Origin of the sequence: Exiguobacterium sp. s192 (genome assembly GCF_018618795.1) — a bacterium.
Classification (GTDB): Bacteria; Bacillota; Bacilli; order Exiguobacteriales; family Exiguobacteriaceae; genus Exiguobacterium_A; species Exiguobacterium_A undae.
This window is the reverse complement of record NZ_JACSMS010000009.1, coordinates 59,002-83,611: the sequence shown is the minus strand read 5'-3', so window position 1 is coordinate 83,611 and position 24,610 is coordinate 59,002. Positions and strand designations below refer to the sequence as shown.

Here is a 24,610-nt window from a genome sequence, read left to right as displayed (position 1 = left end):
TAAATTTAATTAACTCATGCTTAAAGTAGAAGTGCGTTACTCCGATCATGGTGTTCCCAACGTTCTAATGGATGGAAGTACAAGAAGTAGTAATCTCCAGATCGATGCCAGTCACGGATGATGAAATCAAGTTCTTTAATGCGATCCAAGTTTAGTTCAAGCTCTTTCAAGTTCTCCGCCTTTCGACTTTTATTAAATCGGATAGAATGGGTGAACTGACGCCAGTGGCGTCTTGCTGGCATTTCTTCGTTCATTTGATAAGAATTTAACCGTTCTTTTTGAAGAACAAAAGATAAATGATAAGCAAAGGTTCCCTTTAATTGCTCAATTTGTTCCCCGTAGATACTAATGATCTGTTGTTTCAATAGATCATCATAGACTTCTTCAGAAACAGTGACAGTGATTTGAGTATCCCGTTTAACAGAAGAAGCTCCGCTAATTTTGACAGAAGAGAAGAGACCAAAGATTGAAAGATCGCCTTCTTCACTTCTAACTGCAACACGATAATAGCCGAGCTTTACCAGACGCTGTGTTGTAAGGGTGTAGCTTTTACCACTATCGTTTCCATAAATCTTTTTGACGAGTTTCGAGATCGGAAAAACAATTTTCCGACTGGTCTGGAAGGTTACATCTCGATAAGACAGAATCTCATTAAGTGCCTCAAAATCGCGTGCGTCAAGATCTGGTACATTTCCCTCGAGCTCGGCGATGAATTCGTTACTTACAAGAACAGATAAATTATTCGGTACACCTTGTTTGTATTTAGGTACAACAGCGGAATAGTCATGTAGATCGAGGGATAAATCACTCAACATGCTTTCACCCTGACTGAATTTTTCTGTCATATTCTTCATACGATCAGCAATTCCGAAAAACGGTACAGTAATTGAAGTAGAAGTAGCAACATGCGCTTTTGGTTGCGCTCGTTGTAATTCCTTCGCAACTTCTCCAATGACCATTAAAATATCTGTTCGCATCGTCGTCGTTTGTTGATTTTTTGTTTTTTGTCCCCAATGCGGGTAGGTATGAATCAGTAAATTATTATTCTCGGCCCATTCTTCAAGCTCTTGTATATGTTCCTGCATTAATTTCTCAACACTATCAGCAGAGAACTTTCGCTGGAATCCCTCTTTCCCGGCAATGTCCCAGTACTCAAGATACATCTTATGAAGCCCACGTAATTCTTTCATCGGCCCTTTATTCTCAAGATAGTTTTTAACAGCTGCACGAACCCAACGCCGTTTCAGTTTCTTAAATGAGTAATAACGAAGTTTTGTATAGACATCTTCTTCGTTCTGAAACTCATAGTACTCTTCATAGAGTTGATTTACATATGCTTCGACATCAATGATATCGATGGAGATTAGTTGTTCTGTAACATCATTCTCGAGCAATGTCTTCGCTGCTTGAGATACAACAAGTTGTCTATGTTGGACGGATGAGGTAGAGTCCATAATGCATCGCCCCCTTAATTCAATACAACAAGCATAGCATGTATTGTTAAATGTGAGGAGATTTGATAAAAAGTGTGCGCCGGCGCACACTTTTTGAAAAATACATCGGTCTATATGTATCTTGCATCGTTTAAACTTCAGAGCGTTTGACCGTTATCAATCACGAAGACTTGCCCCGTTATGAGCGATTGTGTCAACTGGAATAGGATAGCATCCGCGATATCCTCCGGTGTAGAGATTCTCTCCAATGGAAGGTTACCCGCCAAACCATTCATCTGTTCCTCATTCCCAGCCCACCAACGCGTGGCGACCGCTCACGGGGAGATACATTAACGCGAACGTTAGGTGCGAGTGAGATGGCAAGTGAGCGTGCCATCGTATGGATGACCGATTTCGTGGCTGCATATGGGATTGAAGAACCGATACCGCTCACTCCGGCTACGCTCCCATGGTTGACGATTGCACCTGCGGATTGTTTTTTCATGTATGGAAAGACCATTTTCACACAATGGAACATGCCTTTCACGTTAACTGCAAATAGAGAATCCCATACCTCTTCCGTCACTTCATTCAGTTCACTTATAGGAATCTGAGATATGATACTTGCATTTTTTTCCAAAAAAATCAATTCTCCCAAACATGGAGATGGGATGGGTGATCATATCTAAAACCTCCCATTCTTTTGAGACATCTGCTCGATAAGGGAATGCTACACAACCATTGATAAAAATCTTTTCTATGACCCCAAGTGCCCCTTATTCAGACTGACTATAATTGAAGATAACATTTGCTCCTTCAGCGGCTAATCGGAGCGCTGTCGCGCGGCCGATGCCGGACCCAGGACCAATCACGTTGATTACTTTATCCTTTAAAATCATCGGGAAATTTCCCCTCTTTTTTATGTGATTGATTCCTTTATCTTTCTATTCGAGACGGGATTACAATTCTTGATAATTACGGAGGTATCATTGCGAGCGATGTCTGAAAAGGAGGATAACATTGCAGATCCAGGATTTATTGATTTTCAAGCATGTAGCAGATTTACATTCGATACGAAGTACAGTTGAGAAATTGGGTTATGTTCAATCGAACGTTAGTCAGCAGATGAAGATTCTTGAGGGCGAGTTAGGCGTTCGTCTATTGATCCGTAGTAATCGTGGAGTAATATTGACGGAAGAGGGACCAACGCTGTACGAATATGCTGAGGACATCCTAAAGCTAATGCACGATGCGAAATCCGCGATCAGCAAAAAGAAATGCAGAGAAGACTTTGCCATTGATGCAACACAGACCGTATCGGCGGCGATGCTACCAAAAATCTTTTTGCTCTTCATGAAATAAAACAATGATATCTGCATGTCGATGAAAACACAAAACAAGCAGAGGTTGCAAGAGATGCTTGTCTATGGTGAAATTGATGGAGTGTTCGTCAACCGATTGTTCGACGAAGAACGCTTCGAATCTGTATATAGTTTTTTTGAAAATGTAGTCCTCTTGTCACACCTGGATGTCAAGTCAAGTTAGGAAAAAATAGATGCCCGACACTCATCGATAATAGTGACACTATGTGTACGTACCGGACCAAAACGATTGAAGTTTCAAAGGAAATGGGATATTCAGATCCTAGAATAATGGAGTTCGATACAATCGAGTCTATCCTAAATGCGTAGAGTCAGGGATGGGGATGAGTGTTGTACCAAAGCGGATTCTAGACAATCGAAAAGCGGTACAGGGAATCAATTGAACTGATTTACTTTCACCCGTTTGGATAGAATTCATAGTTAGTTTAAAAAGGAAACTTAGCAAGAGTCTTTCTAAGTTTATCCGCTTTTTGAAGTTATTATCCCTGAATGTATGAGTCCAAGATGTGACTATGTAAATTGGAAGAGAACTCAGATTTGAATTTCGAAACTAAACATATAAGAGGACGGGTATCGTAAAAGTAAAAGGAAAATAACAAAAAGTATGCGCCGGCGCATACTTTTTGTTATTTCACGTACCATATTTAATGTAAAAAAATAAATTTATCACGAGGGATTTTTAAAGTTTATATCTACGCAAAAAAAGTAAGCCATCAATCATCAACATGTTATTTTTTGTTTTCATGAATCGACTGAAATAGATAGATTAGAGATCATCGTCACGACGCCCATAAAATATGACGAGAGGATTTTGAGGCTCGATAAGTATGAATTAAGAAAACACAAAATAGAAGATGAGGTTTCGCGTGAAACATGAAATTATGCACTGTGAGAAACACCTTGTAACGAGATGATTTGATTGTTTGAAGACAGAGTTGGTTGATGGAAGATGTGTAGAATGATCCTCCGATTGGTCACGAGGAACTTGGTTCATGTACTTTCAAAATTTACCATGGGTCTTATAAGAAAAAAAGTGTGCGCCGGCGCACACTTTTTTAGAATGAGTAAGATGAAACACTTAATAGAGATCGACTGGTCGAGATTTGATCCCAGACATCTTCAATGGAGACCGTATGATTGGTATCATCTACGGCTTTATTCAGCGTGTATTACTATCAAATCATTTTTGAAGTGTTTACATAAAATAAAGTTGAATCAGAAAAAAGATGCAAGTATGAAGTTCAAGACACTTGAGAGAGATATGACAAAGACGTCAGTTCCAATCACAAGCATTTCCATCGTTATCACGGTCTAAGTCATGGGGGTCATATGAAGGACCTCCGGCAGCTATATAAAAGTCTTGAGCGGCTTGGGGCGCTGGAAAAATCACCACAATCGCGATCTGCGCCAAATGGATCGTATTCAAGATCAGTTGCTACTTCTGTTTCTTCTTCGTCTATGTATCCCTCATCAGGTATATTCTCATATTCATCTATCATCTCGATACTTGCTAAAGACGATTCGAGTTCATCGACCTTCTCTTCCGCAGCAATTCTTTTCGGTTCTTCTTCTTTGAGTTCACTCTCTAAAGCAGCACGTTTGTCTGCTTCTTCCTGGTAACTTTCAACCGTTTGTAGACGTAACTCTTTTTCTCGTGCTAACTCATCTTTCAATTTTTTCGTTTCTTGTTGTTGCTCTTTTAGTTTAAGGTGTGTGTCTTTCAATGACGTCTCTAATCGCCTTCGACTCTTTCTTTAATGATTCCAACATCTCGGTTTCTTTTGAAGAAGTTCTTGCTTCAATTTTTTGAGGTTCATTTGTTCCATCCACCATATAGATAGAAGTCGCAAAAGCAATAAACACGCCTAACCAAACGACAAAGACTGGATACTTCACTGGATTTCGAAGTCTTGGTTTGAAATAAAAATACAGACCAAGGGCGGAAACGAATAAGCCAATGAGACTCCAAAAGGTGAGAGTAAAGAGTAACAGATAAACGATAGCAATCACGACGAGTAAGAACACTTTTCGGATGTTCATGAATTCAGCTCCTTAAAAAATTATTATGCATCTTGTATTTTTATTGTACATATTTACAAAAAAAATAGATTAGAAATTTATACTTCTCATCTGAAAAATAGCTTGCAGTGCCCTAGTGCTAGTATGAATAAAACACAAGTATTCAATGATCAAAAATAGTTGATAGCTTTAATCAGGGCAATGGACTTAAGCTGTACGGAATCGAAGTAAATACTGCCAAGGAGCGTAGGTCAAAATCAAAAGCATTATACATGATTGGCTAGTGAGTAAAGAACGGTAAACATCGTTAAAGGAAAAACGATGTTTGCCAATGCTCTTTATGTACCAACTGCATTAGAAGATTTAGTTACAAAGTTAAATAGAGATATCACATCAAAGTCTATTACGGCTAATAACATAAGTGAAAAGTTAGCTTATTATTATGGTGAACTTAATATGATCCATCCGTTCCGAGAGAGGAACGGACGTACACAGAAAATATTTATTGAAAAAGTAGCAGATAAGCTAGGCTATTCTCTCCAGTTAGAAAAGATAGACTCTAAAAAATTACTCGAGGTAACGATTGAGTCAGTAAATGGAACTGGAAGGCCTTTAAAGAAAGTATTTGAAGAGGTTCTTGTAACTAAGCACTTTAAAGATAAATCTGATCAGTCTCATATAAATAATAAAAGTGTCACTTCAACAAATATAACTAAAAGCAACTATGATTTAGAGAGATAATAAAGAAAGGGTGAACATGTATGAAGAATTAAAAAAAGCAATCTAAGAAAGGGAATGAAACTAAAAAATAGAGATAAAGTTAAAGGACTGAGTCAAAACTTCTTTCGAAGTGGATGACTTAGTCCTATTTTTATTAAAAAATCAAAGAATCGTTTTTAGTTAGATAAAAACGTTAATTAAGAACTTAAAAATATTTAAGGGATATGTACAAAAAAATAGACGAATATAAAAAAAGAGTAGATTTAGTTTCAAGTAGAGGTAAGAAAAGATCAATTTTGTTTGGTTCAATTACGAAGCTTATTTCTGAGTTTATCTAGTCATCTTTTCGTTCTTTTAGTATATTTAGGAAAAATGAATTTAATACTTATTAAAGATAAGAGGTAGTTTTAAATGAACAAACCACAAAATGAAGTATTATTCGATTTACTGTATCCTTTAGTAGTAGACGGAATAGAAAAAGTAAAAATAGTTGTTGGCAAAAATAAGCTAAAGGTCTACAGTTCTACACCGTACTATTTCAATTATCCAACAGTAAAGTATTGGCGTAATGGTATGCCTAATTTTTCTACAACTTTTTTGAGTGAGGGTTCTTCTCCAGTTAGGTATGAAGAATTTTTAAAAAGCCAAAATGAAAAAAACCCTTCTATAGTCTTAGAAGAATTAATTAATTATAAAGAAGTTTTCTCTAATCTATATGAGAATGAAAATTATCGAATGGTTTATAGTTATCCTGATGAGGAAAACGAAGAGAAATCTGATTTAGATTTATTGGAGATCGCTGTAAATAATCACATAAAAGGACTTATATCTAGATCTTTACATCATTGGGGAGAAGAAGTTGAACTTACTAAAGAGAATTTTTTAGAAATTTATTTGCCTTTTGAAAATAGTATTTATTTAGAGAAACTCCCAGTCTCTTTTTATGTTCCTATCTTATTTTTGAATTTTGATTTTGATCTTTTCAGAATTGATAAGAATCTCTCTATAGTAAAATTAGACGAAAAAATGCAGTTGTCGAGAAACGGAATAAATTCATTTATTGAAAATATTAATGAGGTTTTATTGAGCTGTGCTACCCACGCTTTAGTTATCGATGGTTACAATCTTAAAAATGGAAATAGATTTGAAAATTCAAGAATTTTAAATGAGCCTAATGCTTATCCCCTAGAAACAATTAATAACTTTTTTAATGCACTAAGAATGGTAATAGATCACCCGACAGGATACGCTCAAGTTATTACTAAACCAATCGATTGGACTTACAGTTATAGAGCCGACCTCATAAATCTCAGCGGATTTTCTATAAGTGCTTTTCCACATGAATTTAAGGATTATTATTGGCTAAAGCCTTCAATACCTAGTATTTCTACGGAAGAATTGAGGAGTATAGATGCTATATATAATGGTTTAGAAGAAAAAGAAAACAAAAAAATTCAATTGGCGTGTAAAAGATTAGAAAGCTGTTATCTGAGGAAAGATGAACGAGACATCATTATAGATGCAGTTATTGGTCTAGAATCTTTGTTGAGTGATTCAGAAAAAGGAGAAATTACACACAAACTTTCTATGAGAATAGCTTTTCTGTTGCAGTTGTCTTCATTAAATCAAAGTAAGCTTGAGATTTTTAGTAATATGAAGCATATATATTCATTCAGGTCATTAATAGTTCACGGTGATCTTAAGTGGGAAAAGAAACGTAAAATAGAACTTGAAAGCTTAGGTTCCATACTAACTGCTGATTTAGCTGTAATGTATCTTAAGGAATGCATAGTAGTTATTTTACAAAATAAAGAATATACCGACGCGAAGATGATTGATATGAAAATGATTTTATCAAATTGATATCTTTGAACATTATTAAATGACTCACGATTCATCTTCTGGAAGATTGAACTGTGAGTCATTTTTGATAGATTTTATTGCTAAAAAAAAACAATAAGTCTAGTGAAAGGAAATTTAGTCCTATGTGTTTAATCGAATAACTTTTTGTAAAAACTTCGAGACGGAAGTGTGATTATTTCTTTTGATAAAGGTAGTTTAATTAAATCGTCTACTTTCACTAAATATATCTGAGTCCCTGGACTGTTTAGATTAGCATTAGGATCGTAAGAACAGATACATGTTTCGTGGTCTAACATCTTAATTATATAAAGTTCGCCTAAGTTTTCTAAGCGCACTTTGTATACCGATTTTTCTTTTATAATAAAATTACTGATTGGTTTTGCATAACAAATAGAAAAAACGAAGCTAAGTAGGAAGGTGCTTACGGCGATGATGATTACAGTTGACCAGTTGATAGATTCATAACTTAAATCTCTAATAAAGTAGCTCACCAATACATAGAAAAAAGATAGTAAGAAGCCTAAGTATAAGGCAGCGACAAATACTATAAAAAAATGTCTCTTCAGGATTTGTTCTGTAGTCAGAAATGTACTTTCAAATTTTGTTTTAGACACTAAAGAGATTCCAGGGATTATTCCTGCAGATAAGGATATTATTAGTGCAATGATTGATGGTATTTTCATAGACAGTTCCTCATTTCAATTTTTATAAAATAATCTACGAAAGTAGAAATACAAAGTTTCTATAAAAAAATTGAGTCCTCGAAGTTTTTTTTATATAAAACGGTCGTTTGAATATTTAAAAAGTGAAATATCTCAAAAGCTTATCTATGAATATGGTGGAACAGGTTATCATGTTGACCGAAAAAGAAAAAATATCGTTAAATTTCTTAGGTAATGATTTCTTGTTTCATGTCACAGATTTTATTCTTGAACCAAACAATAAAGTGAACGTTATTGATGAAATTTTCAACTGGGAGCTAGAAAGAGTAAAGACACATCAATATGAATCAGTAGCAATTGACAATGTACAAGCATTGCTGATTCGTATTTGGACAATTGAGAAGAAAGGGAACATTGATTTACTAGCTTAATAGCTAGTAAATCAATGTCAGGGTGAAATGAAGTGGATTTGATAGAAGTAAGTTATTTATGGGAAAACGAAGAAGTAATTGAATTACAAACTGAAGAAGATTTTCTTCAGTTTGTAACTCAACACTGCTTGAAATAAGTGAGGGTATTGTATTTGTTCATTCAGAAACATGGAATGAAGATTTTATTTCTGATGATGGTGTTCTTGAGTGGCTAGGAAAAGGGATTGATATAGAAAATGATTCTGACACTATTTTTTATGAAAAACTTAAGAAAGAAATTCAAATGGAATCTAAAGTGATTACAAGTCATCAATGACTTGTAATCACTTTAGTCAATTAATTTCCCTAAAAAGAAGTGGCCATTAGGATTGAGTGCATATCCTGTTGGTGTATATCCATTAGTTGATACATATTCATGTACAAGATTAAAACGAAGTAGTAAGGGTACAACATCACTTACAACTAGTTCTATTAAATCGTCATTTTTATACGATGAAAGTTCTAATACGCCTGAAAATGCTTTGGTCACAAAAGGATTTACAAAGAGTTCAAGAGCAGTAACATGTGTATCCATGATGCCAGTATTAACTTTAATGTCATAAGGAAGAGAGTACATTTCAATGTGTACATTTTTCATGGCATCGACAATTTCGTTTATTGTAAAACCACCGATATTATCTATAGTTGGAGCAGGAGCTAAACCAGCATCAACTCTTGAAAAAGAATTGGTATTTACAGTTTTTAAAGAGTTTATCTCATCAGTTAATTCAGTAATTTTTTTTCTTAATGTTGTGTTTTCAGCAATCAATTCACTATCTGTTGCCTTTACCCATCCACTTAAATTTTTGGACCTTATCATATCGTATAGTGATGTTAAAGTGTACATTTTTAACTGATCTACATTATCAGGAAATTTTACAGTTCTATTAGGACCTGCAACTAAGCTTTTGAACTCAATGTACTTTTTTTTATTTTTTTGCTCATACACGTCTTTATCATTCAAAGAAATATTGGATGAAGGAAGAGTTTTATGTTTTAACATGTTGTCTGATAAAACAAGAGCAAAAATAGGTTTGCCACTTTTCAACGCATAATCAAATTCTAAATGAGTGTAACTTAACTTTGTTTTAGGCTCAAGTGATCCATATCTCCCACCTAAAATAAGCATGTAAATATCGGAATCATCAATCCATTTTTTTATAACCGTTAACTGATCCTCATCACCTGCTTTAAAAAGTTCCATTCCAGCTGGGATATGGTTAGCATCTAAAACAGCTTGTACAGCATGTTGACGTTCCTCGATTAAGTCTGTGTATGTTGATGAAATAAAAACTTGCATCTTTCTCTCCAAAATGAATTATCCCCCTTGTTTGCGATAACTACATAATATCATTAATAGCTTTAGGGCTCATAGAAGGTCCTGTAACGCATCTATATGCTGACAGGACCTAACTACCGCTGTCATCCTACTCTGGGCCGATAACGATGTGTCCTAAGCGCCAATAGGCGCTAGGATCCGTACGTTCCTGTCCTTCGTTTGACGGCTGCCACGGAGCGTACACTTCACTGACCAGGGCTGATGTTGGAGGACCCGAGCCTCGGCTTCGCCTCTCGGGATCCTCCAGCACCTAGACCTGGACTCCTCATCAAGGGACGGAAACTTTGTATCATTCTCTGAAGATCGGAGAATAAAAGTTTCCTCAAGAGATCCCTTGACACGTCGTAGGCAGCGAGTGTCCGCATTCGGTGTCAAATCGGCAAAAATAAGCCTTATTGAGGCTTTTAGCGCCCCGAGGAGACAACGGAAAAACCAAATTCGAAAACATCAAAAACGAAAAGAGGAATAAATTAACTATTTATGATGAAGTAACTTGTCAAATGAAATAATATAAAGGGTACGTAAATCAAATAGATTATTCCAATCAATGTATTAAGCTGATTGATTCACAAAATAGTCTACATGCTTTCCCTTTTGAAAAAATCATGAATGTAGATACAATATCTAGCTACTAAATATTTTTTATTAGAGCATCTAAAAAGATAAGTGGACATTCTTACGAAAGAATGTCCACTTATCTTTTTTATATGGCATATAGATACTTCTGTTTTAGTAACATTTTAACCATTCCGATTAAAGTTACATGGTGTTTAAATCAATTCTTCCTGGAGCAATCCCTATAATCTGATCAGTAAACAATACCAAAAAATTGAGCTTAAGAATATGCTTTGGGTAAGTCAGGATTTGAACATCTTCTAAGATAATGGATTTATTATCTTTCTCAATGTTATCTTCTGAATCCTTAACTAAATTTTTAAACATACCATCGGCTACATCAAATACTGTAACAGGAATGTTTTCCTTAAACCGACGTGCTAATTCTTCTTCTGACTTACCATCATCCGTCATTTCTAAACTATTTACCTTACTTACTTTTCCTACAATAATTCCGTTAGAAGTAAAATATGTCATGTAACCAACTTCTTGAAGATCCTCGTTTACCCTCAATACAGCATTTTTGGAATCTATTAAACAATCAATATACATAGTTTTACCAGGCATTTAAGTTACCTCCCATATTTTTAAGATATTTCATATTAAATTATACTACATATAAACTTTATTTTTCTAAAATTTTGATTCGATACTTTTATATTAAACGGTCGTTTAATATAAAAAACAATACGTTAATAAATTTAGTATAATGAGCAGGAAAGTCTTATATTTTCTCGTATATTAATCAATATCTATTTATTGATTGTATTTGACGTTTTATATAAAAAACCTCGCTACGAGATCGTTGTTTGCTCGAGCAAACAAAAAAACAGGAGGTGTCTAGATGGCGAACATTGGATATGTCAGAGTGTCGACCATTGAACAAAATTTAGAGTTGCAGCTTGATGCAGTTAAGGCGGTCGGGTGTGAAAAGATTTTTGAAGAAAAGAAGAGTTCAGTAAAAGAACGGCCGGCGTTTGAATCTTGTTTAAATTATTTACGCCCTGGAGATACATTAGTCGTTTGGAAATTGGATCGTTTAGGTCGTCAAACCAAAAAATTACTCGAGTTATCAGAGTGGTTAGAAGAGAACGGTGTAGGACTGAAAATACTTACTTTAGGTGTTGATACCAATACACCAGCTGGTAAGCTGTATTTTACGATTATGGCAGGTCTTGCAGAAATGGAAAGGGAATTAACAATTGAGCGAACTAAAGCAGGATTAGCTGCAGCAAGAAGTAGAGGGAGAGTCGGTGGTAGAAAGCCGATTGAGCAATCAGTCATTGATAAAGCTAACATGATGTTCGAAGCTGGAATGACTGTAAAGGATATTTGTAATGTCTTACCACTGAAACCACCTACGTTCTATAAATACCGCCAAAAAAGCTGAGGAAGTATGAGTTGTAATGATGCCTGGAGAAGTAATTGCAGTCATAAGTAACAAGGGCGGGGTATTAAAAACCTCCATGACAATAAACCTTGCTGGTCAACTCTCATTAATTGATAAGAAAGTCTTAATCGTTGATATGGAAATACAATCAGATGTGGGCGTAACTTTTGGCTAAAACCCGGATCTGTTAGAAGAAGATGTAGAGTTTTCTTTATACGATGCACTTATTAAAGGTGCAGATCCTAAAAAGGCGTTAGTTAGTGTTGATAAGAATATCGATCTTCTAGTTACGAATGATGATATGCTCTCATTTAAGTTCGATGTATTGTTAGATGCAAGACAATTTCCTACACAAAAGCGATCTTCATTACTTAAAGAAGTAATTGAAAAAATTAAGATGGATTACGATTATGTATTGATCGATACGCCAACAAGTTTGGGGTTAATACCAGGAAACATTTTAGTGGCGTGCCAGGATATGATTATTCCATTTCAACCTGAAAAATATGCTATGCGATCATTATAGAAAACCTTGAAGATAGTGAATGATTTTAAGAGTCAAATGAATCCTGAGTTACGTCTGCGAGCGATCGTCCCTACACTAGTGAGTCAAAGAACACTTTTACATAGAGGGATTATGGAACTTTTACAAGATTACGCAATGAACTCGAAAATAAAGATCACTAAAACGTTTATACCGACAACAATCGAGTTTGCATACAGTGTTGGTTTTGATCAGAGACCTTTGTCGCTAGCAGCTCCTACTTCTAAAGGGGCAAAAATATACAGTGAATTATTAAAAGAATTGAAGCTTGGATAAGGAGACTACGAAATGAGTAATAAAGAAAGAAGACTAAAGGGATTTAATGAAGTTGCTAATGATCCATTTGATAACGCTAGCAATAACATTAGTGAAAATGTAAATAATAGCGTTCTTAAAGAAATTTTGAATACTAAGAGAAGTAATACGGTATATACAGGATTTTATATAGAAGAAGACTTAGCAAAAATTTTAAATGGTTTTCAGCAAAAGGGGCAACGAGGAGTAAAGTCTGCTACTGTAAATCTTGCGCTAAGAGAATTATTTAAAAGAGAGGGTCATCTATGAGTAATGAAGGCTACTTGGGAAGAGAATTGTATTCTGAAAGAATGTTTCCTACTAAGTATGATGTATTAGCATATGAGGTTATTAGTCGGAAGACACGTGTTCAAATTTTTCAACAAGTAAGTTCAATGTTGCGTACTTTTACATTTCGTAGTAAGCACGATGATATAGGATCTTTTTATTATGGACTTATGAGTAATCTTAAACGAAGAAAAGGAGTAACAGATTTCGCTGATTTATTATCTAAAGCATCAATTCAAGAAATGAATCGGAGAAGTACAAAAGACTATGGTGTTTTTTCGAGAGATAAAGATGAGGGAGAATTTTTTAAGTTGCTCATTTATGCAGACGAAAAAGATTATTTGTTGATTTTAGATATGATAGATCTGCTTTCATACTCAGTTTTAGAACGATTTAAAAAGGGGTCCTCAGAAAAAATTGATGAATTAATTAACGAAGTATTTCGACATAATGGAATAGGTTATGAATTGGTTAAAGGGCACGTGATTCATAAAGGAAATGAAATCACTCATTTAGAAATGATCCGTCCAGCTCTCTTATATTTATCAGATCCTCTTTATTCAACAGCTAATAAGGAAATGTTAGATGCTTTTTCAAAATTTAGAGAAAATAAATTTAAGGACGCTATTCATCAAGCAAATAAAGCATTTGAAAGTACAATGAAGATTATTATTCATAAAAATAATTGGTCAATTGTTAATCGGAATCCCAAAAAGAAGTCACCAAGTGTACAAGCAGCTAGCGCTAACTTGTTGATCGATACAATTTTAGAACATGCTCAATTAAATTTGCTAATAGATACAACTTTAGAACATGGAGATTTAGAAAAATTCCATAAGACTGCATTAGAAGGAATGCGAAATAGCTTACAAACATTAGCTTCATTAAGAAATGCACATGGAGGTCATGGGGAAGGAAACGAAATAATTGAAACTCACAAAAGACATTGCGAATTTGCTCTTCATATGACAGCATCAAATATTATTTATTTGATTAAGACATATGGATAGAGCAGCTTCGCTCTTTTTTATGCTAGTGATATCAGTAGTACTAATAGTAAAGAAAATTACTCTTTGTTGTTTATATGATGTAATTAAACATAGTAAGAGAGGTTGTTGAATGAAACGCTATAATTTTTAGGTGTCAAAATCCGTTAATTGTGCTTTTTAAGCAAAAAAGTTTGGAGGACAAGGAAGTAAACAACTACGAGAGGTTCTAGATAAAGGGTTAGACAAGTCGCAATTGATTAGATGCATTCGGCGTACTAAAATGAGTGATAAAAGCGATGTTGAGAAATTGGTGATCTTTGTGACAGTTTGAAACAAATGGGATTAAACTCTAATAAATCTAAAATAATTAAAATCTTCTTACTATTCTAGAACCAAAGTGGCAAAAAGAATCAAAAAACGTATGTATTACGTATCGAAAGATATCTTAGAGTTGACGATTGAGGCGTGCTTAGATCTTACAGTTGTACAAATCTAATCCTAGATTTATCTCTATTTTAGATTTTTCATATATGGTAATGTGAGCGTTACACATAATTAATTCTATATTGAAATTTGTATGATAACTCTATTCTATACAAGGTAGTCATAGGTTTATTTGCGTTTTTTATTAAGTATTTCACTTAGTATTAAAATTCTTTAACTGGAATTAAATATTAAAAAAATTTAATTTTTAAATGAATAATCGAATATTTAATAACAAAATTTTTGTTTGATTATTAAAAATAAGGTATAATAATTAAAGAAATGAGGAGATAATTTGAAGTACGTAGAAAATCTGGTTGTGAAACTTAAACAAATAAAAATAAATAATATTAAAAATGTTAAATCTGGAGAAATTAATTTAAAAGATAACAGAGTTTTAGGAATCTATGGTCAAAATGGCTCTGGTAAGACTGCATTAGTTGACTCATTAATTATTCTAAAAACATTAATTTCTGGTGAAAGAATGAAAAGTAATATTTTAGATTTAATTGACGACGAAAATAAGTTAAAAGTTTCTATTGTTTTAGAAGTTTTAGATGAACGAGATATCTTTTATAGCTTTTCTTTAAGAAAAGTAATGAATAGTGAAAAAATAAAGGTATCAGATATAACACACAATGAAGATGAAAAATTAACTTTAATAGATTCATCAAATGAAAGTGAATCTATCAAGCTGGAAGTTTTTGAAGAAACCTTAGAAACTTTAAGTATTGAAAAAATTAGGAAAAAAACTTTAATGAGTTTTTCTGCAGATAATGAAATTTATCCACTAGCAACAAAAAATATTTTTCCAGATAATAAATTAAATACGGTAAAATTAGATTACGTAAAGACAATGGCTAAAGAAAATCAAGAATCATTTATTTTCGGAAAAGGAATGCAAAAGTTTATTGCTGAACAATCTGATAAAGAAATAGTAAATGAACTAAGAAGATGTATGTATATACTGAACCAAGTACTAGCAGTAAACTTGTCTATACATTCTAATAGCCAATTTGGAATCATTTATTCAAATACAGCTATACCTATAAGTTACTTTATAAAAGTAGACTCTAAATTAAGTGCTCATGGGATACTTAATTTAAGTTCTGAAAAAGCAGCAATTTTAAAGGCCGTGGAATTCCACTATGCTACTGTAGTTTTTGATCAAATTAATGGAGTATTACCCCACATAATTCCTGGATTAAAAGTAGAATTAAATACCTTAGAAACAACAAAAACAGAAGAAGGAATGATTGAAGAATACGTAGTTGAATTAATCTCAAATCGAGATGGTAAAAAATTGCCGTTTAGAAGTGAATCAGATGGAATTAAAAAAATCGTTTCCGTCTTGAGTAATATTATAAGTGCTTATAATAATCCCAATAATATTGCAATAATAGATGAGTTAGACAGTGGAATATATGAATTTTTATTAGGTGAAATATTAGAAATTTTTTCTGAAAGTGCAGAAGGAACATTAATATTTACTTCCCATAATTTAAGAGCTTTAGAAGTTTTGAAACCTAGTGAAATAGTATTTACAACTACAAATCCGATGAATAGATATATTAATATACCAGATGTAAAAATAACAAATAACCTTAGATCTAAATATATAAGAGCGATTCAATTAGGTGGATATTCTGAAGAATTATATGAACCAACAAATAAATTTGAGATAAAAAATAGTATGAAGAGTACTCATCGAAAAATCTTGAGAAGGTTTGAGAAAATAAAAAATGGAAGAGCGTAAAATTGTAATTATCATTTTAGAAGGTGATCAAGATTCTACTGTATTTGCTAGTTCATTAATAACATTATTTGCAAGATACAATCTTCAGGTTAAAGTAACTAACGGCGATATATTCACGAAAGATGAAAATAGAGAGCGTACGGGTGTTGATCTAATAAATGAAATTGTATCTTCAGTTATAAATCCTTCATACATACAAAGAGAAGATATAGCTGAAATTATTCAATTTGTAGATATAGATGGATCATACGTGAACCGTGAAAATTATGAAGTAGATAGAAATGCTAATTACTACAATGGTAAAACGTATGAATATCATGAGCGCAGGGGAAAAATCAAGGTTAAAAACCATAATATGTTAAATAGATTGTATAACACTTGGCAAATCAAAAGAAAATTTCAAGATGAGTTATGGAATATAAAAACAGTTGATGAAATACCATTTTCCATGTACTATTATTCAATAAATCTAGAACATTTTTTATCAGATAATTTATTTTTGGATGAGGGAGATAAATGGGATGCAGTTGACTTATTCGTTTCTAGATATTCTGACGTTGAGGAAGTATACTCTTTTCTTAACTCTAATGAAAAAAAAATATCTGACGAATATGAAACATCGTGGAATTATTTAACACAAACACCCAATTTATTTGAAAGAGCAGTTTCAAATATAAATATTCTTTTTGATAAACATATGATTAGATAATTGACGAAGTAATGGTTTTTCTCTTTATCGAAAATAACTCCTTTTTATTTCACTTTTCTAGGTGTAAAATATCGTAGATACTCTAAAAAAGAGAAATTTTTATAAGGAAAAAAAGTTCATTATCATACGATTTGGTATGCTCTGATATGCTCCCCAAAAAGTAGACAGTTGAAATAACAAAAACTGTCTACTTTTGAACGGAACCAAAAAAGTTAGACAATAAATAATTCGTCAGGCGACCTTGAGGACCTGAGTCCGGTATTCCACCGGGCTCAGGTTTTTTAGTCGTCTCTTAATACGGCGTTGGTTATAGTACTCGATATAACGCTTGAGCTCACATTTGAAGTGGTCCATGTCATCGAACTCCTTGAGATATAGGAGCTCTGACTTGAGCACGGCGAAGAAGCTTTCGATGGCTGCCTTTACCTCCGCATACTTGTCTTCGCCCGTCAGGCGCGTCCGCCAATAGTAGTAGACGCTTCGGGCCATACCGAGCACGCGGAGGAGTCCCGGGACGAAATGATCGCCTGCAACTCGTCGATCACTTGCGCCTTGATCCGGTTCGTCGCGCGTTCTCTTCTTGAACCAAGGCTCTCAATTTTTTTTAACGCAGCGTTCTCCATCTCGAGGTACTCGATTCGCTCCTTGAGCTTCTCAACCTCCGTCATCTCTTCAGGATTCTTCTTGCGTCTCGCCATCGGGGCACGTCCTTTCGGTCTGGCGACCAGACCCTCGACGCCTTCCCGTTCATACGTTGATCGCCAGTTCGAGATCATCCCTGGGGAGGAGATTTGGTATTTCATAGCCGCCTCCATGCGAGACAGCCCATTGGTCGCCATGTCATTTAATACCTCCAGTTTAAATGTCGGCGAGTGGGTTGTATAGGAAGGATCGAAGATCGTCTCCCCCCAACGTTCATAGAGACGTGACCACTCACGGATCAGTTCACGCGCTATCCCGAATTCTTTCGCCACACCTTGGTATTCGTCTCGTCCCGTCAGATAACGCTCAGCGACCTGGACTTTAAACGCCTTCGTATATTTGACCGTAAAAAACACCCCATAAAAGTTGGATTTTCATGTCCAACTTTTATGGGGCAGTTCACTTTTTTGAAGGGAGCTTTTTCTATGTCTAAATCTAGACTTTCGATGGATCAAAAACTACATATCATTAGGATGTGTGATGACAGAACAGACTCGATAAAAGCGATTGCTTCGGTCTTCGAGCTATCAGTCACCACCTTAAATAAATGGAGGGTAAAATATCGTAAGGGCGGCTCTTTGGCACTTCGTAATCCAACAGAATGGACACGTTATCCAGAAGAACTAAAGATGGAGGCTGTGCGCGCAGTGCTCACTCAAGAGGAATCACTCACTAGCGCTACAGTACGGTTCAATATTTCGAATACGAGCGTACTTGTACAATGGATTGAGAAGTATACTAGTCATAGTACTCAAGGGAAAACATTGAAGGAGCGATCCATTATGACTAAAGGTAGAACCACTACATTCGAAGAGCGTGTCCAGGCAGTTATGGACTGTATACAAAACGGAAAAGACTATCAAAGCATCATGAAGACCCATCGGGTCTCGTATCAACAAATCTACAGCTGGGTAAGAAAGTTCGAGAAGGACGGAATTGATGCATTGATGGATCGTCGTGGACGTCAGAAGCCGGTAGAAGAATTGACGGAAACACAGCGCTTTGCGTTGGAGCTGAAAAGACTCGAGAAGGAAAATGAACGTCTACGCATGGAGAACGATTTCTTAAAAAAGTTAGAGGAGATCGAGAGGAGGTCGCGTTAAGTCAAATTCGTCATCAGGACAAATATGAAGCCATTCAATCATAGCTCTATGTCATCTGGCAGGTATCTCGCGCGCTGCCTATTACAAGTGGTTGTTTCGGATGGCTATACCGAATGTACGTGAGACTGAGGTCATGAAAATCATTGAAGAGATGAATGAAATTGAACCTGAAAAGTCGTTTCGGAAGAAACGTTAACGCAAAGCACGTCCGTCGCCTGATGCATATCGCCGGTATTCATTGTGTCATCCGCCGAAAACGTGCTAAGTACATTCGCAACCGTCCTCAACAGACAGCGGAGAACATTCTGAATCGTGATTTCCATGCGGCAGTACCCAATTAAAAATGGGTAACAGATGTCACAGAACTGAAGTACGGTGCCTCTTTGAGGCTTATTTAAGTGCCATTCTGGATCTATATGATGGATCCATCCGTGCATTCGTTATAGGACATTCTAATAACAATCAGCTCGTGTTTGATACGCTCGAACGCGCCCTTCAGGGCGCACCTGAAAGTCGTCCCTAGCTTCATAGTGATCGAGGGTTTCAATATACTTCGCATGCATTTCGTCAAATGACACGCATGGCAGGTATTACACAAAGCATGTCTCGTGTTGGTAAATACATTGATAACGGTCCGATTGAGTCCTTTTGGGGAGCACTGAAATGCGAGAGTTACTATCTACATAAGTTTGAGGAGTTCGACAAACTCCGGCTTGCGATCCAAAGGTATATCCACTCCTACAATGAAGAGCGATATCAACAACGATTAAACGGCTTGGCTCCATTAGAATACAGAGCTCAAGCCGTTTAAGAGATTTTTATTATTTGTCCTGTCTACTTGACGGGGAGCATTTCAGATTAAAAGTAAATCTATCATTTTCTTCTTAAGATATAATAAAATTTTGAATTATTTTGTATTTTTGTTTATGGTTTGATTTACAAAATCTATATTGTCAATCATGTTGAATATTTTGATCATATTATTAGGTGAAATACTAATATTATCATTCTCATATATAGTTTTATAAATAATTAATTCTTGTAATAAATCTGTTATATCTTGTAACTCTTCTTCAACAGGTAAATAATATCTTGTGTAATAATCTTTATAAAAACTATATATTGCTAAATTCCCTAAAATAATCATTGTAATTAGTGTCAAAAATAATATATTTGAATCGGGACTTACGGGTTTTAAAATAGCAATGGATATAGCTATTACTATAGATAATATAGGATAATTGAAAGTCACATTTTTTTTCTCTTTAGTAAGTTTTTTTTCAAATTGTTTCTGTAACTCTTTATATTCTTTTGAATCACTAACTTTAATATTCAAAATAACATCAGTTAACTCATCTTTTTTACTTAATATTATTTCTTTAGAGAAATGATCGATCAAAGCATTTTGAATTATTTTTTTTTGTTTTTTTTTCTTATAATTAAATTTTTTCCTTACATGATACATTCTAATAAAAAATAAAATAGTAATGATGATATGAACACAAAAAATAAAAATAAATCCAAATAAGTAAAAAAATCTCGGTGAATAACTTGTATTAATATAATCATATGAAAAACCAAGAATTATTATTAAAGGTAATGAAACATAAGATAAATATCTAAACAAATAAACTATAATTTTTTCTTTATGCTCTAAAGGGAAAGTAATATCTTTCGATTCTTTAATACGATTAAATTCATTTCTATAGTAATTTAAAAATAAATCCGACATAAAAACCACCTCCAAGTTCAATAGAAATATAGTAACATCATTTTTTTTGATTTACCTAGACTAAAAATATTAGTTTACATATTCATTGAACTAACTTTAAGGTCTTATGATGGGAAATCAATGTGTATTACAAATTATTTTCATTTTTAAAAATAACGATAAGGTTTAATAAAGAGTTTAAATTAATAATATAATAGTTAATAATAGAAAATTCGACATTTATCAAATTATATGAGCAATACGAAACGAGAAAATAATTACTGAAATTAATTTTGAATTTTTATCTTTTTTAAGAAAATGGAAGTATACATTGTTTTTAAGATTTCGATAGCAAGTCTAGTCCACACAATACTTCTCTTTCGTTTACAAAAAAACGCTTTTAATTTTTTCTTGATGATTATGGTGAAAATAACGATTCGAATTTTGTTGCCTAAGATTCTTTATTTCCTCTATCACGTGCCGTTTCAATAATTTAAAAACTGATTATTGACAGTCGTAGTAATCGTCCTCATAGAAATCTTTAGAAAGATACCTTGAACCCTCTTGATCTCACAAGTGTATAGTGTATAGGGAAAGACAGTCACAATAATGACAAGGGCAAATCTTTTTGATTTTATCAATTTTTTCTTTGAAATTTATCTGAGCGCGTCTTACGAATGTCTTCTTATACTTCTTTTTTTGTTTTTTTAATTATGCTCCTAGAATAATGAATAAAATTAAACAAAAAAGAACAGTTGTTTAAGTTAAAGTTTTTTTGGTTTATCTTCAATCTGAAGAAGGTAGTTGATCGCTATCTCCTTTTTTCCAAAAACTGACTAAGTTTAATAACATGTTAAAGAAAAACACATTAACGATTCCTTTAATTTCGTTATAAATTTTTACATTTATAATATTAAACTGCATTATGTAGAACATATTTCTATAGTATTACGAAAAGTTATTCGTACGGCAGCACATTTAAATCAATTTTTCTTAATTGTTGAAGATACGAATTAGTAGTATTGATTGATTCGTGACCTGAAAGATTCATGACTTCGTATAGTGATATACCATTCGCTAATAATTTTGTAATAAAAGAGCGTCTGAACCAGTGAGGTGAATGTTTTTGGGACGTCAATTGGATAGAGGCAGTTTGAGCGATTAGTCTCAATGCTTCGTAAGAAATAGATTTACCCTCTAACCGTCCATTAAAACAAATATGAGGGTTGATTATACCTTCGATTTTCATTAATTTTTTAAGTCGATGTATGAGATGGGTTGACTTTTGAGATAACGGAATGCGCCTCCATTTTTCGCGCTTTCCTTTAAATTCGATATAGTTTACAGAAGTTGTTTCATGAACATGATTGAACTGAAGTGACAGTAATTCTGCAGCGCGCATTCCTGTCGTCAACAACAGATAGCCCATCGTCTCGTTTCTTAGTTGCAATAGCTCTCGGTTCTTTTTTTGCTTTACTGTGTTGCGGAAGGCGAGAGCAATCGCCTCTATCTCATCGAAGTCGATCTCGCGACGAAGGGGATCTGGCTTCATCTGGTCCTTCACCTGCAGAGATAGGTTGCGTGTGTGGTAGTCATTGACGTGCAGGAAGCGCAAGAAGCGTCGCAACATGGCATTGCGGCGTTTGACGGTCCGTGGCGCGTATTGGTCATGAACGTCCTTTAAGTACTCATGTAGATTGAGGATCGTCAGCTGCTTGACGCCCTGCGTCTTCGTCACAAAGAAACGTAAGATATAATCGAGATCTTGTTTGTAAGCCCGCTTTGTATGCGGGCTTTTTTGGCTGTAAATCGGAAACAACTCGGTCGCCCAGAACAGTTCGAAAATTTCGAGGTCGCTCAGTGCCTCCATGTTCAAGTGATCATTCTCGAGCACGGCCAATAATTTCTCCCGGCTATCAGCAAATGCTAGGGCTGCTTCTTCTTTGATCACGATTTCGTGTACGACTTCCTCTTTCATGGCCCATCCTCCCGTGTATGTACTGCTCAACGCTTCCTCTTTTGATGATTTATTTTTACGTTTACTAATAATTCAACAATATATTTGTGTATTATATAAAATTACGATTGATATACATATATATTATAAGTCATTTTTAAAAATAGACTATGTATTACATAAAATCTCTATATTTAGTATAACAAACAACTACTTGTGATAACAGCTAATTATCACAAGTAAATTTAAAGAGATGAATTAGTTTACATAACATTATTTCGAAATGAATGAAAAGAAATACGGTGGAACACTATGTATACGGAAGAAGCATTCTTCTTCATCGATATAAAGCCAGCGAGATTCAAAAAGGTGCATATAGCGTACGTATCCCTTACCGTCATATACAACTTCCAGATCATGCTTTTTCTTTATAATGTAAAAACTCGTCTTTTTTATAGTATGCTACTCTATGATTTTCGTTCCTAGTGTAGACATGCCATCTGTCTTTTTATATGTTTTATAAGCCTTTGCAAATACACTGATTACTTGCTTTTCAGTAATATCTGTTCTTTTCTTAAGACTTAGAGGAAGCATGATTTCATCAACTGTTTTGGTTTTTCGGTATGTTCCGTAATGCCATTTGTCTTTTAACACACCACTTGTATAAACCCTCCCATAATAAGAAAGTTTACCATTCTGTCCTTTGACTTTAGAATACGTATCATATATTTTATAAGGTGCGTTTAAAAAGCTACCCTGTTGATTTAATGTATTTTTTTGACTCGTTAGCCATTGGATGTTCGTCAGTCGAGGATCTTTCTTTACAGTAACCAACAAAGTCGCTATAAAGTCTTCAAAAGTAGCTTTAATTGTGGCCTTCTCAGGTGATTTAGCGATTAATTTACCTTTTGAAAAATAGACTACTTGAGAGTTGTCCGTACGCCACGTGATAGGTGATATGATAGTGGAACTCGTTCCATTTTTTGAAGGCGAAATGATAGACGGTGTTATTTCTGTTCGCTCCACCAGTGAACTTAGCTTAGAATTGACTCTTACCTTAACAGTTCGCTTATTCAAGTTTTTTGCATCCTATACTTTTACGAGATCCCCTACTGCAAGAATTCGCGAAGTGCTCTGATTAAAGCCAATCGAACCCCCTGTTATATTCGTAAAAATTCTTTTGGAGGTTTCCATATCATAGAGTGCCCCACCACTTGTTCCTAAAAATAAGACACTCTCATCTAAATCAATTGAAGCAGTAGTTTTTAGTGAAGACATCGATACCTTATTGAGGTCTTTCGTATACCGATACACCCGGCCGCTTACCGTGTTATAAATTAGATCATTGGATAGTGTTAAATCATACGACACGATTGGTTCCGAAGGTAGAATCTCTGTCACTGTTTGCCCATTATGATCAATGACGCGTATAGAAGAATTATCACCGATCATAATGTATTGATTAGAGACAGTTAAAGTTCCGCGTGTGTTAATTCCACGGATAAGAGAGACGTTATCTGTTTTAACATCGTAAAATATGAGATTATCATTTGTAGCAATAATAAGCATTGAGGAATTTGGTAAGAATTTTGCTTGGATGTCATATCCTAAATCATATTGAATACCATTGTAGTTTAGTCAATACAAATCAGAGACCTGTTCACCAAAACGATTATGTATAGAAATTGTATCTTCATAAGACTCTTTTTGTACTGTCCATGCTTCGTCTGAACTAACATCCAACAATTGATCGTAGGTGTCATCTACTCGAGGTGGTGTTCCAGTATTTAGATCGTAAAGCTTAGTCCCCTCGTAATCTGAGTAATAAAACGTATTGCCACGAACTACATAGTTATCATAAATCTCATCATTAATTTGGCTGATAGTTGGTAAGCTTACGCTTGCATCAGCAGGCGAACTAATAGATGCGAACAAAACTACTAATCCTGCTATGAGTTTCTTCATTGACTTTACATCACCTTTCATTTTTAAGTAAAAAATTAATCTTCATGTTTAATTTTTTACTTAAAAATGGGGAAAATATTTATTTTTTGAATTAAGTGAATAAGATTTTTAGAAACCATTATAATGACATGCTATTCATAAATAAATAAGTAAAATACGTAACTTAATTGATAGAATGTATGACATTTTTTTAAGTATATGCGCAAGTATCGTTAG

Annotated in this window: 20 protein-coding genes and 4 pseudogenes; 11 read left to right on the top strand and 13 right to left on the bottom strand. The window is 34.3% G+C overall.

The genetic code is table 11. The annotated features are described in order from the left end of the window. Positions 1-20 precede the first annotated feature (20 nt). Together KNP87_RS13490 and KNP87_RS13485 are read right to left on the bottom strand one after the other, a co-directional pair. Positions 21-1,454 (bottom strand): hypothetical protein, encoded by a 1,434-nt coding sequence (locus tag KNP87_RS13490; protein ID WP_214722012.1) that lies wholly within the window; start codon positions 1,452-1,454, stop codon positions 21-23. A 137-nt stretch (positions 1,455-1,591) separates the two neighbouring features. Continuing rightward, positions 1,592-2,332, bottom strand: a pseudogene (locus KNP87_RS13485) (SDR family NAD(P)-dependent oxidoreductase). A 121-nt stretch (positions 2,333-2,453) separates the two neighbouring features. Here KNP87_RS13485 and KNP87_RS13480 point away from each other — a divergent pair. Next, the gene (locus tag KNP87_RS13480) at positions 2,454-2,795 is read left to right on the top strand and encodes a LysR family transcriptional regulator (protein WP_214722011.1); all 342 of its coding nucleotides are present in this window, start codon (positions 2,454-2,456) and stop codon (positions 2,793-2,795) included. 1,345 nt (positions 2,796-4,140) lie between these two features. On the opposite strand, the gene KNP87_RS13475 is transcribed toward KNP87_RS13480, so the two are convergent. Together KNP87_RS13475 and KNP87_RS13470 are read right to left on the bottom strand one after the other, a co-directional pair. Further along, positions 4,141-4,539 (bottom strand): hypothetical protein, encoded by a 399-nt coding sequence (locus KNP87_RS13475; RefSeq protein WP_214722010.1) that lies wholly within the window; start codon positions 4,537-4,539, stop codon positions 4,141-4,143. Next, positions 4,520-4,855 (bottom strand): hypothetical protein, encoded by a 336-nt coding sequence (locus KNP87_RS13470; protein ID WP_214722009.1) that lies wholly within the window; start codon positions 4,853-4,855, stop codon positions 4,520-4,522. Before KNP87_RS13470 ends, KNP87_RS13475 begins: the two co-directional genes overlap by 20 nt. A gap of 282 nt (positions 4,856-5,137) precedes the next feature. On the opposite strand from KNP87_RS13470, the gene KNP87_RS13465 reads away from it, so the two are divergent. Further along, complete coding sequence (locus tag KNP87_RS13465; RefSeq protein ID WP_353049372.1) at positions 5,138-5,575, top strand: Fic family protein; 438 nt, start codon at positions 5,138-5,140, stop codon at positions 5,573-5,575. A gap of 390 nt (positions 5,576-5,965) precedes the next feature. Next, complete coding sequence (locus tag KNP87_RS13460; RefSeq protein WP_214722007.1) at positions 5,966-7,417, top strand: HEPN domain-containing protein; 1,452 nt, start codon at positions 5,966-5,968, stop codon at positions 7,415-7,417. A 128-nt stretch (positions 7,418-7,545) separates the two neighbouring features. Here the strand turns inward: KNP87_RS13460 and KNP87_RS13455 are convergent, their stop codons facing one another. Further along, complete coding sequence (locus KNP87_RS13455) at positions 7,546-8,100, bottom strand: hypothetical protein (RefSeq protein ID WP_214722006.1); 555 nt, start codon at positions 8,098-8,100, stop codon at positions 7,546-7,548. Positions 8,101-8,246: 146 nt separating this feature from the next. On the opposite strand from KNP87_RS13455, the gene KNP87_RS13450 reads away from it, so the two are divergent. Beyond that, positions 8,247-8,510, top strand: a complete 264-nt coding sequence (locus KNP87_RS13450) for a hypothetical protein (protein WP_214722005.1) — start codon at positions 8,247-8,249, stop codon at positions 8,508-8,510. 328 nt (positions 8,511-8,838) lie between these two features. Here the strand turns inward: KNP87_RS13450 and KNP87_RS13445 are convergent, their stop codons facing one another. Then, the gene (locus KNP87_RS13445; protein WP_051523845.1) at positions 8,839-9,861 is read right to left on the bottom strand and encodes a DUF4062 domain-containing protein; all 1,023 of its coding nucleotides are present in this window, start codon (positions 9,859-9,861) and stop codon (positions 8,839-8,841) included. 786 nt (positions 9,862-10,647) lie between these two features. Further along, on the bottom strand, positions 10,648-11,070 hold the full coding sequence (locus tag KNP87_RS13440) for a hypothetical protein (RefSeq protein WP_214722004.1): 423 nt from the start codon (positions 11,068-11,070) through the stop codon (positions 10,648-10,650). Positions 11,071-11,347: 277 nt separating this feature from the next. Between KNP87_RS13440 and KNP87_RS13435 the strand changes: the two genes are divergently transcribed. The 6 genes and pseudogenes from KNP87_RS13435 to KNP87_RS13405 all read left to right on the top strand — a co-directional run bounded on the left by KNP87_RS13435 (position 11,348) and on the right by KNP87_RS13405 (position 16,956). Further along, complete coding sequence (locus tag KNP87_RS13435) at positions 11,348-11,893, top strand: recombinase family protein (protein WP_214722003.1); 546 nt, start codon at positions 11,348-11,350, stop codon at positions 11,891-11,893. Between the two features lie 16 nt (positions 11,894-11,909). Then, positions 11,910-12,419: pseudogene (locus tag KNP87_RS13425) on the top strand (ParA family protein). Positions 12,420-12,725: 306 nt separating this feature from the next. After that, positions 12,726-13,001, top strand: a complete 276-nt coding sequence (locus tag KNP87_RS13420; RefSeq protein WP_214722001.1) for a hypothetical protein — start codon at positions 12,726-12,728, stop codon at positions 12,999-13,001. Further along, positions 12,998-14,029 carry a DUF7014 domain-containing protein gene (locus KNP87_RS13415; RefSeq protein WP_214722000.1) on the top strand — a complete coding sequence of 344 codons (1,032 nt, stop codon included), beginning with the start codon at positions 12,998-13,000 and terminating at the stop codon, positions 14,027-14,029. Before KNP87_RS13420 ends, KNP87_RS13415 begins: the two co-directional genes overlap by 4 nt. Positions 14,030-14,786: 757 nt before the next feature. Continuing rightward, a complete protein-coding gene (locus KNP87_RS13410; protein ID WP_214721999.1) occupies positions 14,787-16,247 on the top strand; it encodes an AAA family ATPase in 1,461 nt (486 codons plus the stop codon). Then, positions 16,234-16,956: a hypothetical protein gene (locus KNP87_RS13405; RefSeq protein WP_214721998.1), complete on the top strand. Its 723-nt coding sequence runs from the start codon at positions 16,234-16,236 to the stop codon at positions 16,954-16,956. The genes KNP87_RS13410 and KNP87_RS13405 overlap by 14 nt, the downstream gene beginning before the upstream one ends. 231 nt (positions 16,957-17,187) lie before the next feature. On the opposite strand, the pseudogene KNP87_RS13400 reads toward KNP87_RS13405, so the two are convergent. Together KNP87_RS13400 and KNP87_RS17285 are read right to left on the bottom strand one after the other, a co-directional pair. Continuing rightward, positions 17,188-17,376: pseudogene (locus KNP87_RS13400) on the bottom strand (IS3 family transposase); the annotation flags it as partial. Between the two features lie 29 nt (positions 17,377-17,405). Beyond that, complete coding sequence (locus KNP87_RS17285) at positions 17,406-18,014, bottom strand: helix-turn-helix domain-containing protein (protein ID WP_214721996.1); 609 nt, start codon at positions 18,012-18,014, stop codon at positions 17,406-17,408. A 69-nt stretch (positions 18,015-18,083) separates the two neighbouring features. On the opposite strand from KNP87_RS17285, the pseudogene KNP87_RS13390 reads away from it, so the two are divergent. Further along, positions 18,084-19,572, top strand: a pseudogene (locus KNP87_RS13390) (IS3 family transposase). Positions 19,573-19,668: 96 nt separating this feature from the next. On the opposite strand, the gene KNP87_RS13385 reads toward KNP87_RS13390, so the two are convergent. The 4 genes from KNP87_RS13385 to KNP87_RS13370 form a co-directional block, all read right to left on the bottom strand. Beyond that, on the bottom strand, positions 19,669-20,493 hold the full coding sequence (locus KNP87_RS13385; protein WP_214721995.1) for a hypothetical protein: 825 nt from the start codon (positions 20,491-20,493) through the stop codon (positions 19,669-19,671). Positions 20,494-21,430: 937 nt separating this feature from the next. Further along, positions 21,431-22,450, bottom strand: coding sequence for a tyrosine-type recombinase/integrase (locus tag KNP87_RS13380; RefSeq protein ID WP_214721994.1), 1,020 nt, complete (start codon positions 22,448-22,450; stop codon positions 21,431-21,433). A gap of 441 nt (positions 22,451-22,891) precedes the next feature. Further along, entirely contained in the window at positions 22,892-23,506 is a 615-nt protein-coding gene (locus tag KNP87_RS13375; RefSeq protein ID WP_214721993.1) for a hypothetical protein, read from the bottom strand. Positions 23,507-24,067: 561 nt separating this feature from the next. After that, the gene (locus KNP87_RS13370) at positions 24,068-24,415 is read right to left on the bottom strand and encodes a hypothetical protein (RefSeq protein WP_214721992.1); all 348 of its coding nucleotides are present in this window, start codon (positions 24,413-24,415) and stop codon (positions 24,068-24,070) included. Positions 24,416-24,610 lie beyond the last annotated feature (195 nt).

Excerpts from the sequence above, each read along its gene's own strand:
- KNP87_RS13490 (WP_214722012.1), bottom strand. The coding sequence starts at position 1,454 with ATGGACTCTACCTCATCCGTCCAACATAGACAACTTGTTGTATCTCAA.
- KNP87_RS13470 (WP_214722009.1), bottom strand. The coding sequence starts at position 4,855 with ATGAACATCCGAAAAGTGTTCTTACTCGTCGTGATTGCTATCGTTTAT.
- KNP87_RS13460 (WP_214722007.1), top strand. The coding sequence starts at position 5,966 with ATGAACAAACCACAAAATGAAGTATTATTCGATTTACTGTATCCTTTA.
- KNP87_RS13455 (WP_214722006.1), bottom strand. The coding sequence starts at position 8,100 with ATGAAAATACCATCAATCATTGCACTAATAATATCCTTATCTGCAGGA.
- KNP87_RS13450 (WP_214722005.1), top strand. The coding sequence starts at position 8,247 with ATGAATATGGTGGAACAGGTTATCATGTTGACCGAAAAAGAAAAAATA.
- KNP87_RS13440 (WP_214722004.1), bottom strand. The coding sequence starts at position 11,070 with ATGCCTGGTAAAACTATGTATATTGATTGTTTAATAGATTCCAAAAAT.
- KNP87_RS13435 (WP_214722003.1), top strand. The coding sequence starts at position 11,348 with ATGGCGAACATTGGATATGTCAGAGTGTCGACCATTGAACAAAATTTA.
- KNP87_RS13420 (WP_214722001.1), top strand. The coding sequence starts at position 12,726 with ATGAGTAATAAAGAAAGAAGACTAAAGGGATTTAATGAAGTTGCTAAT.
- KNP87_RS13415 (WP_214722000.1), top strand. The coding sequence starts at position 12,998 with ATGAGTAATGAAGGCTACTTGGGAAGAGAATTGTATTCTGAAAGAATG.
- KNP87_RS13405 (WP_214721998.1), top strand. The coding sequence starts at position 16,234 with ATGGAAGAGCGTAAAATTGTAATTATCATTTTAGAAGGTGATCAAGAT.
- KNP87_RS13385 (WP_214721995.1), bottom strand. The coding sequence starts at position 20,493 with ATGTCGGATTTATTTTTAAATTACTATAGAAATGAATTTAATCGTATT.
- KNP87_RS13380 (WP_214721994.1), bottom strand. The coding sequence starts at position 22,450 with ATGAAAGAGGAAGTCGTACACGAAATCGTGATCAAAGAAGAAGCAGCC.
- KNP87_RS13370 (WP_214721992.1), bottom strand. The coding sequence starts at position 24,415 with ATGAAAGGTGATGTAAAGTCAATGAAGAAACTCATAGCAGGATTAGTA.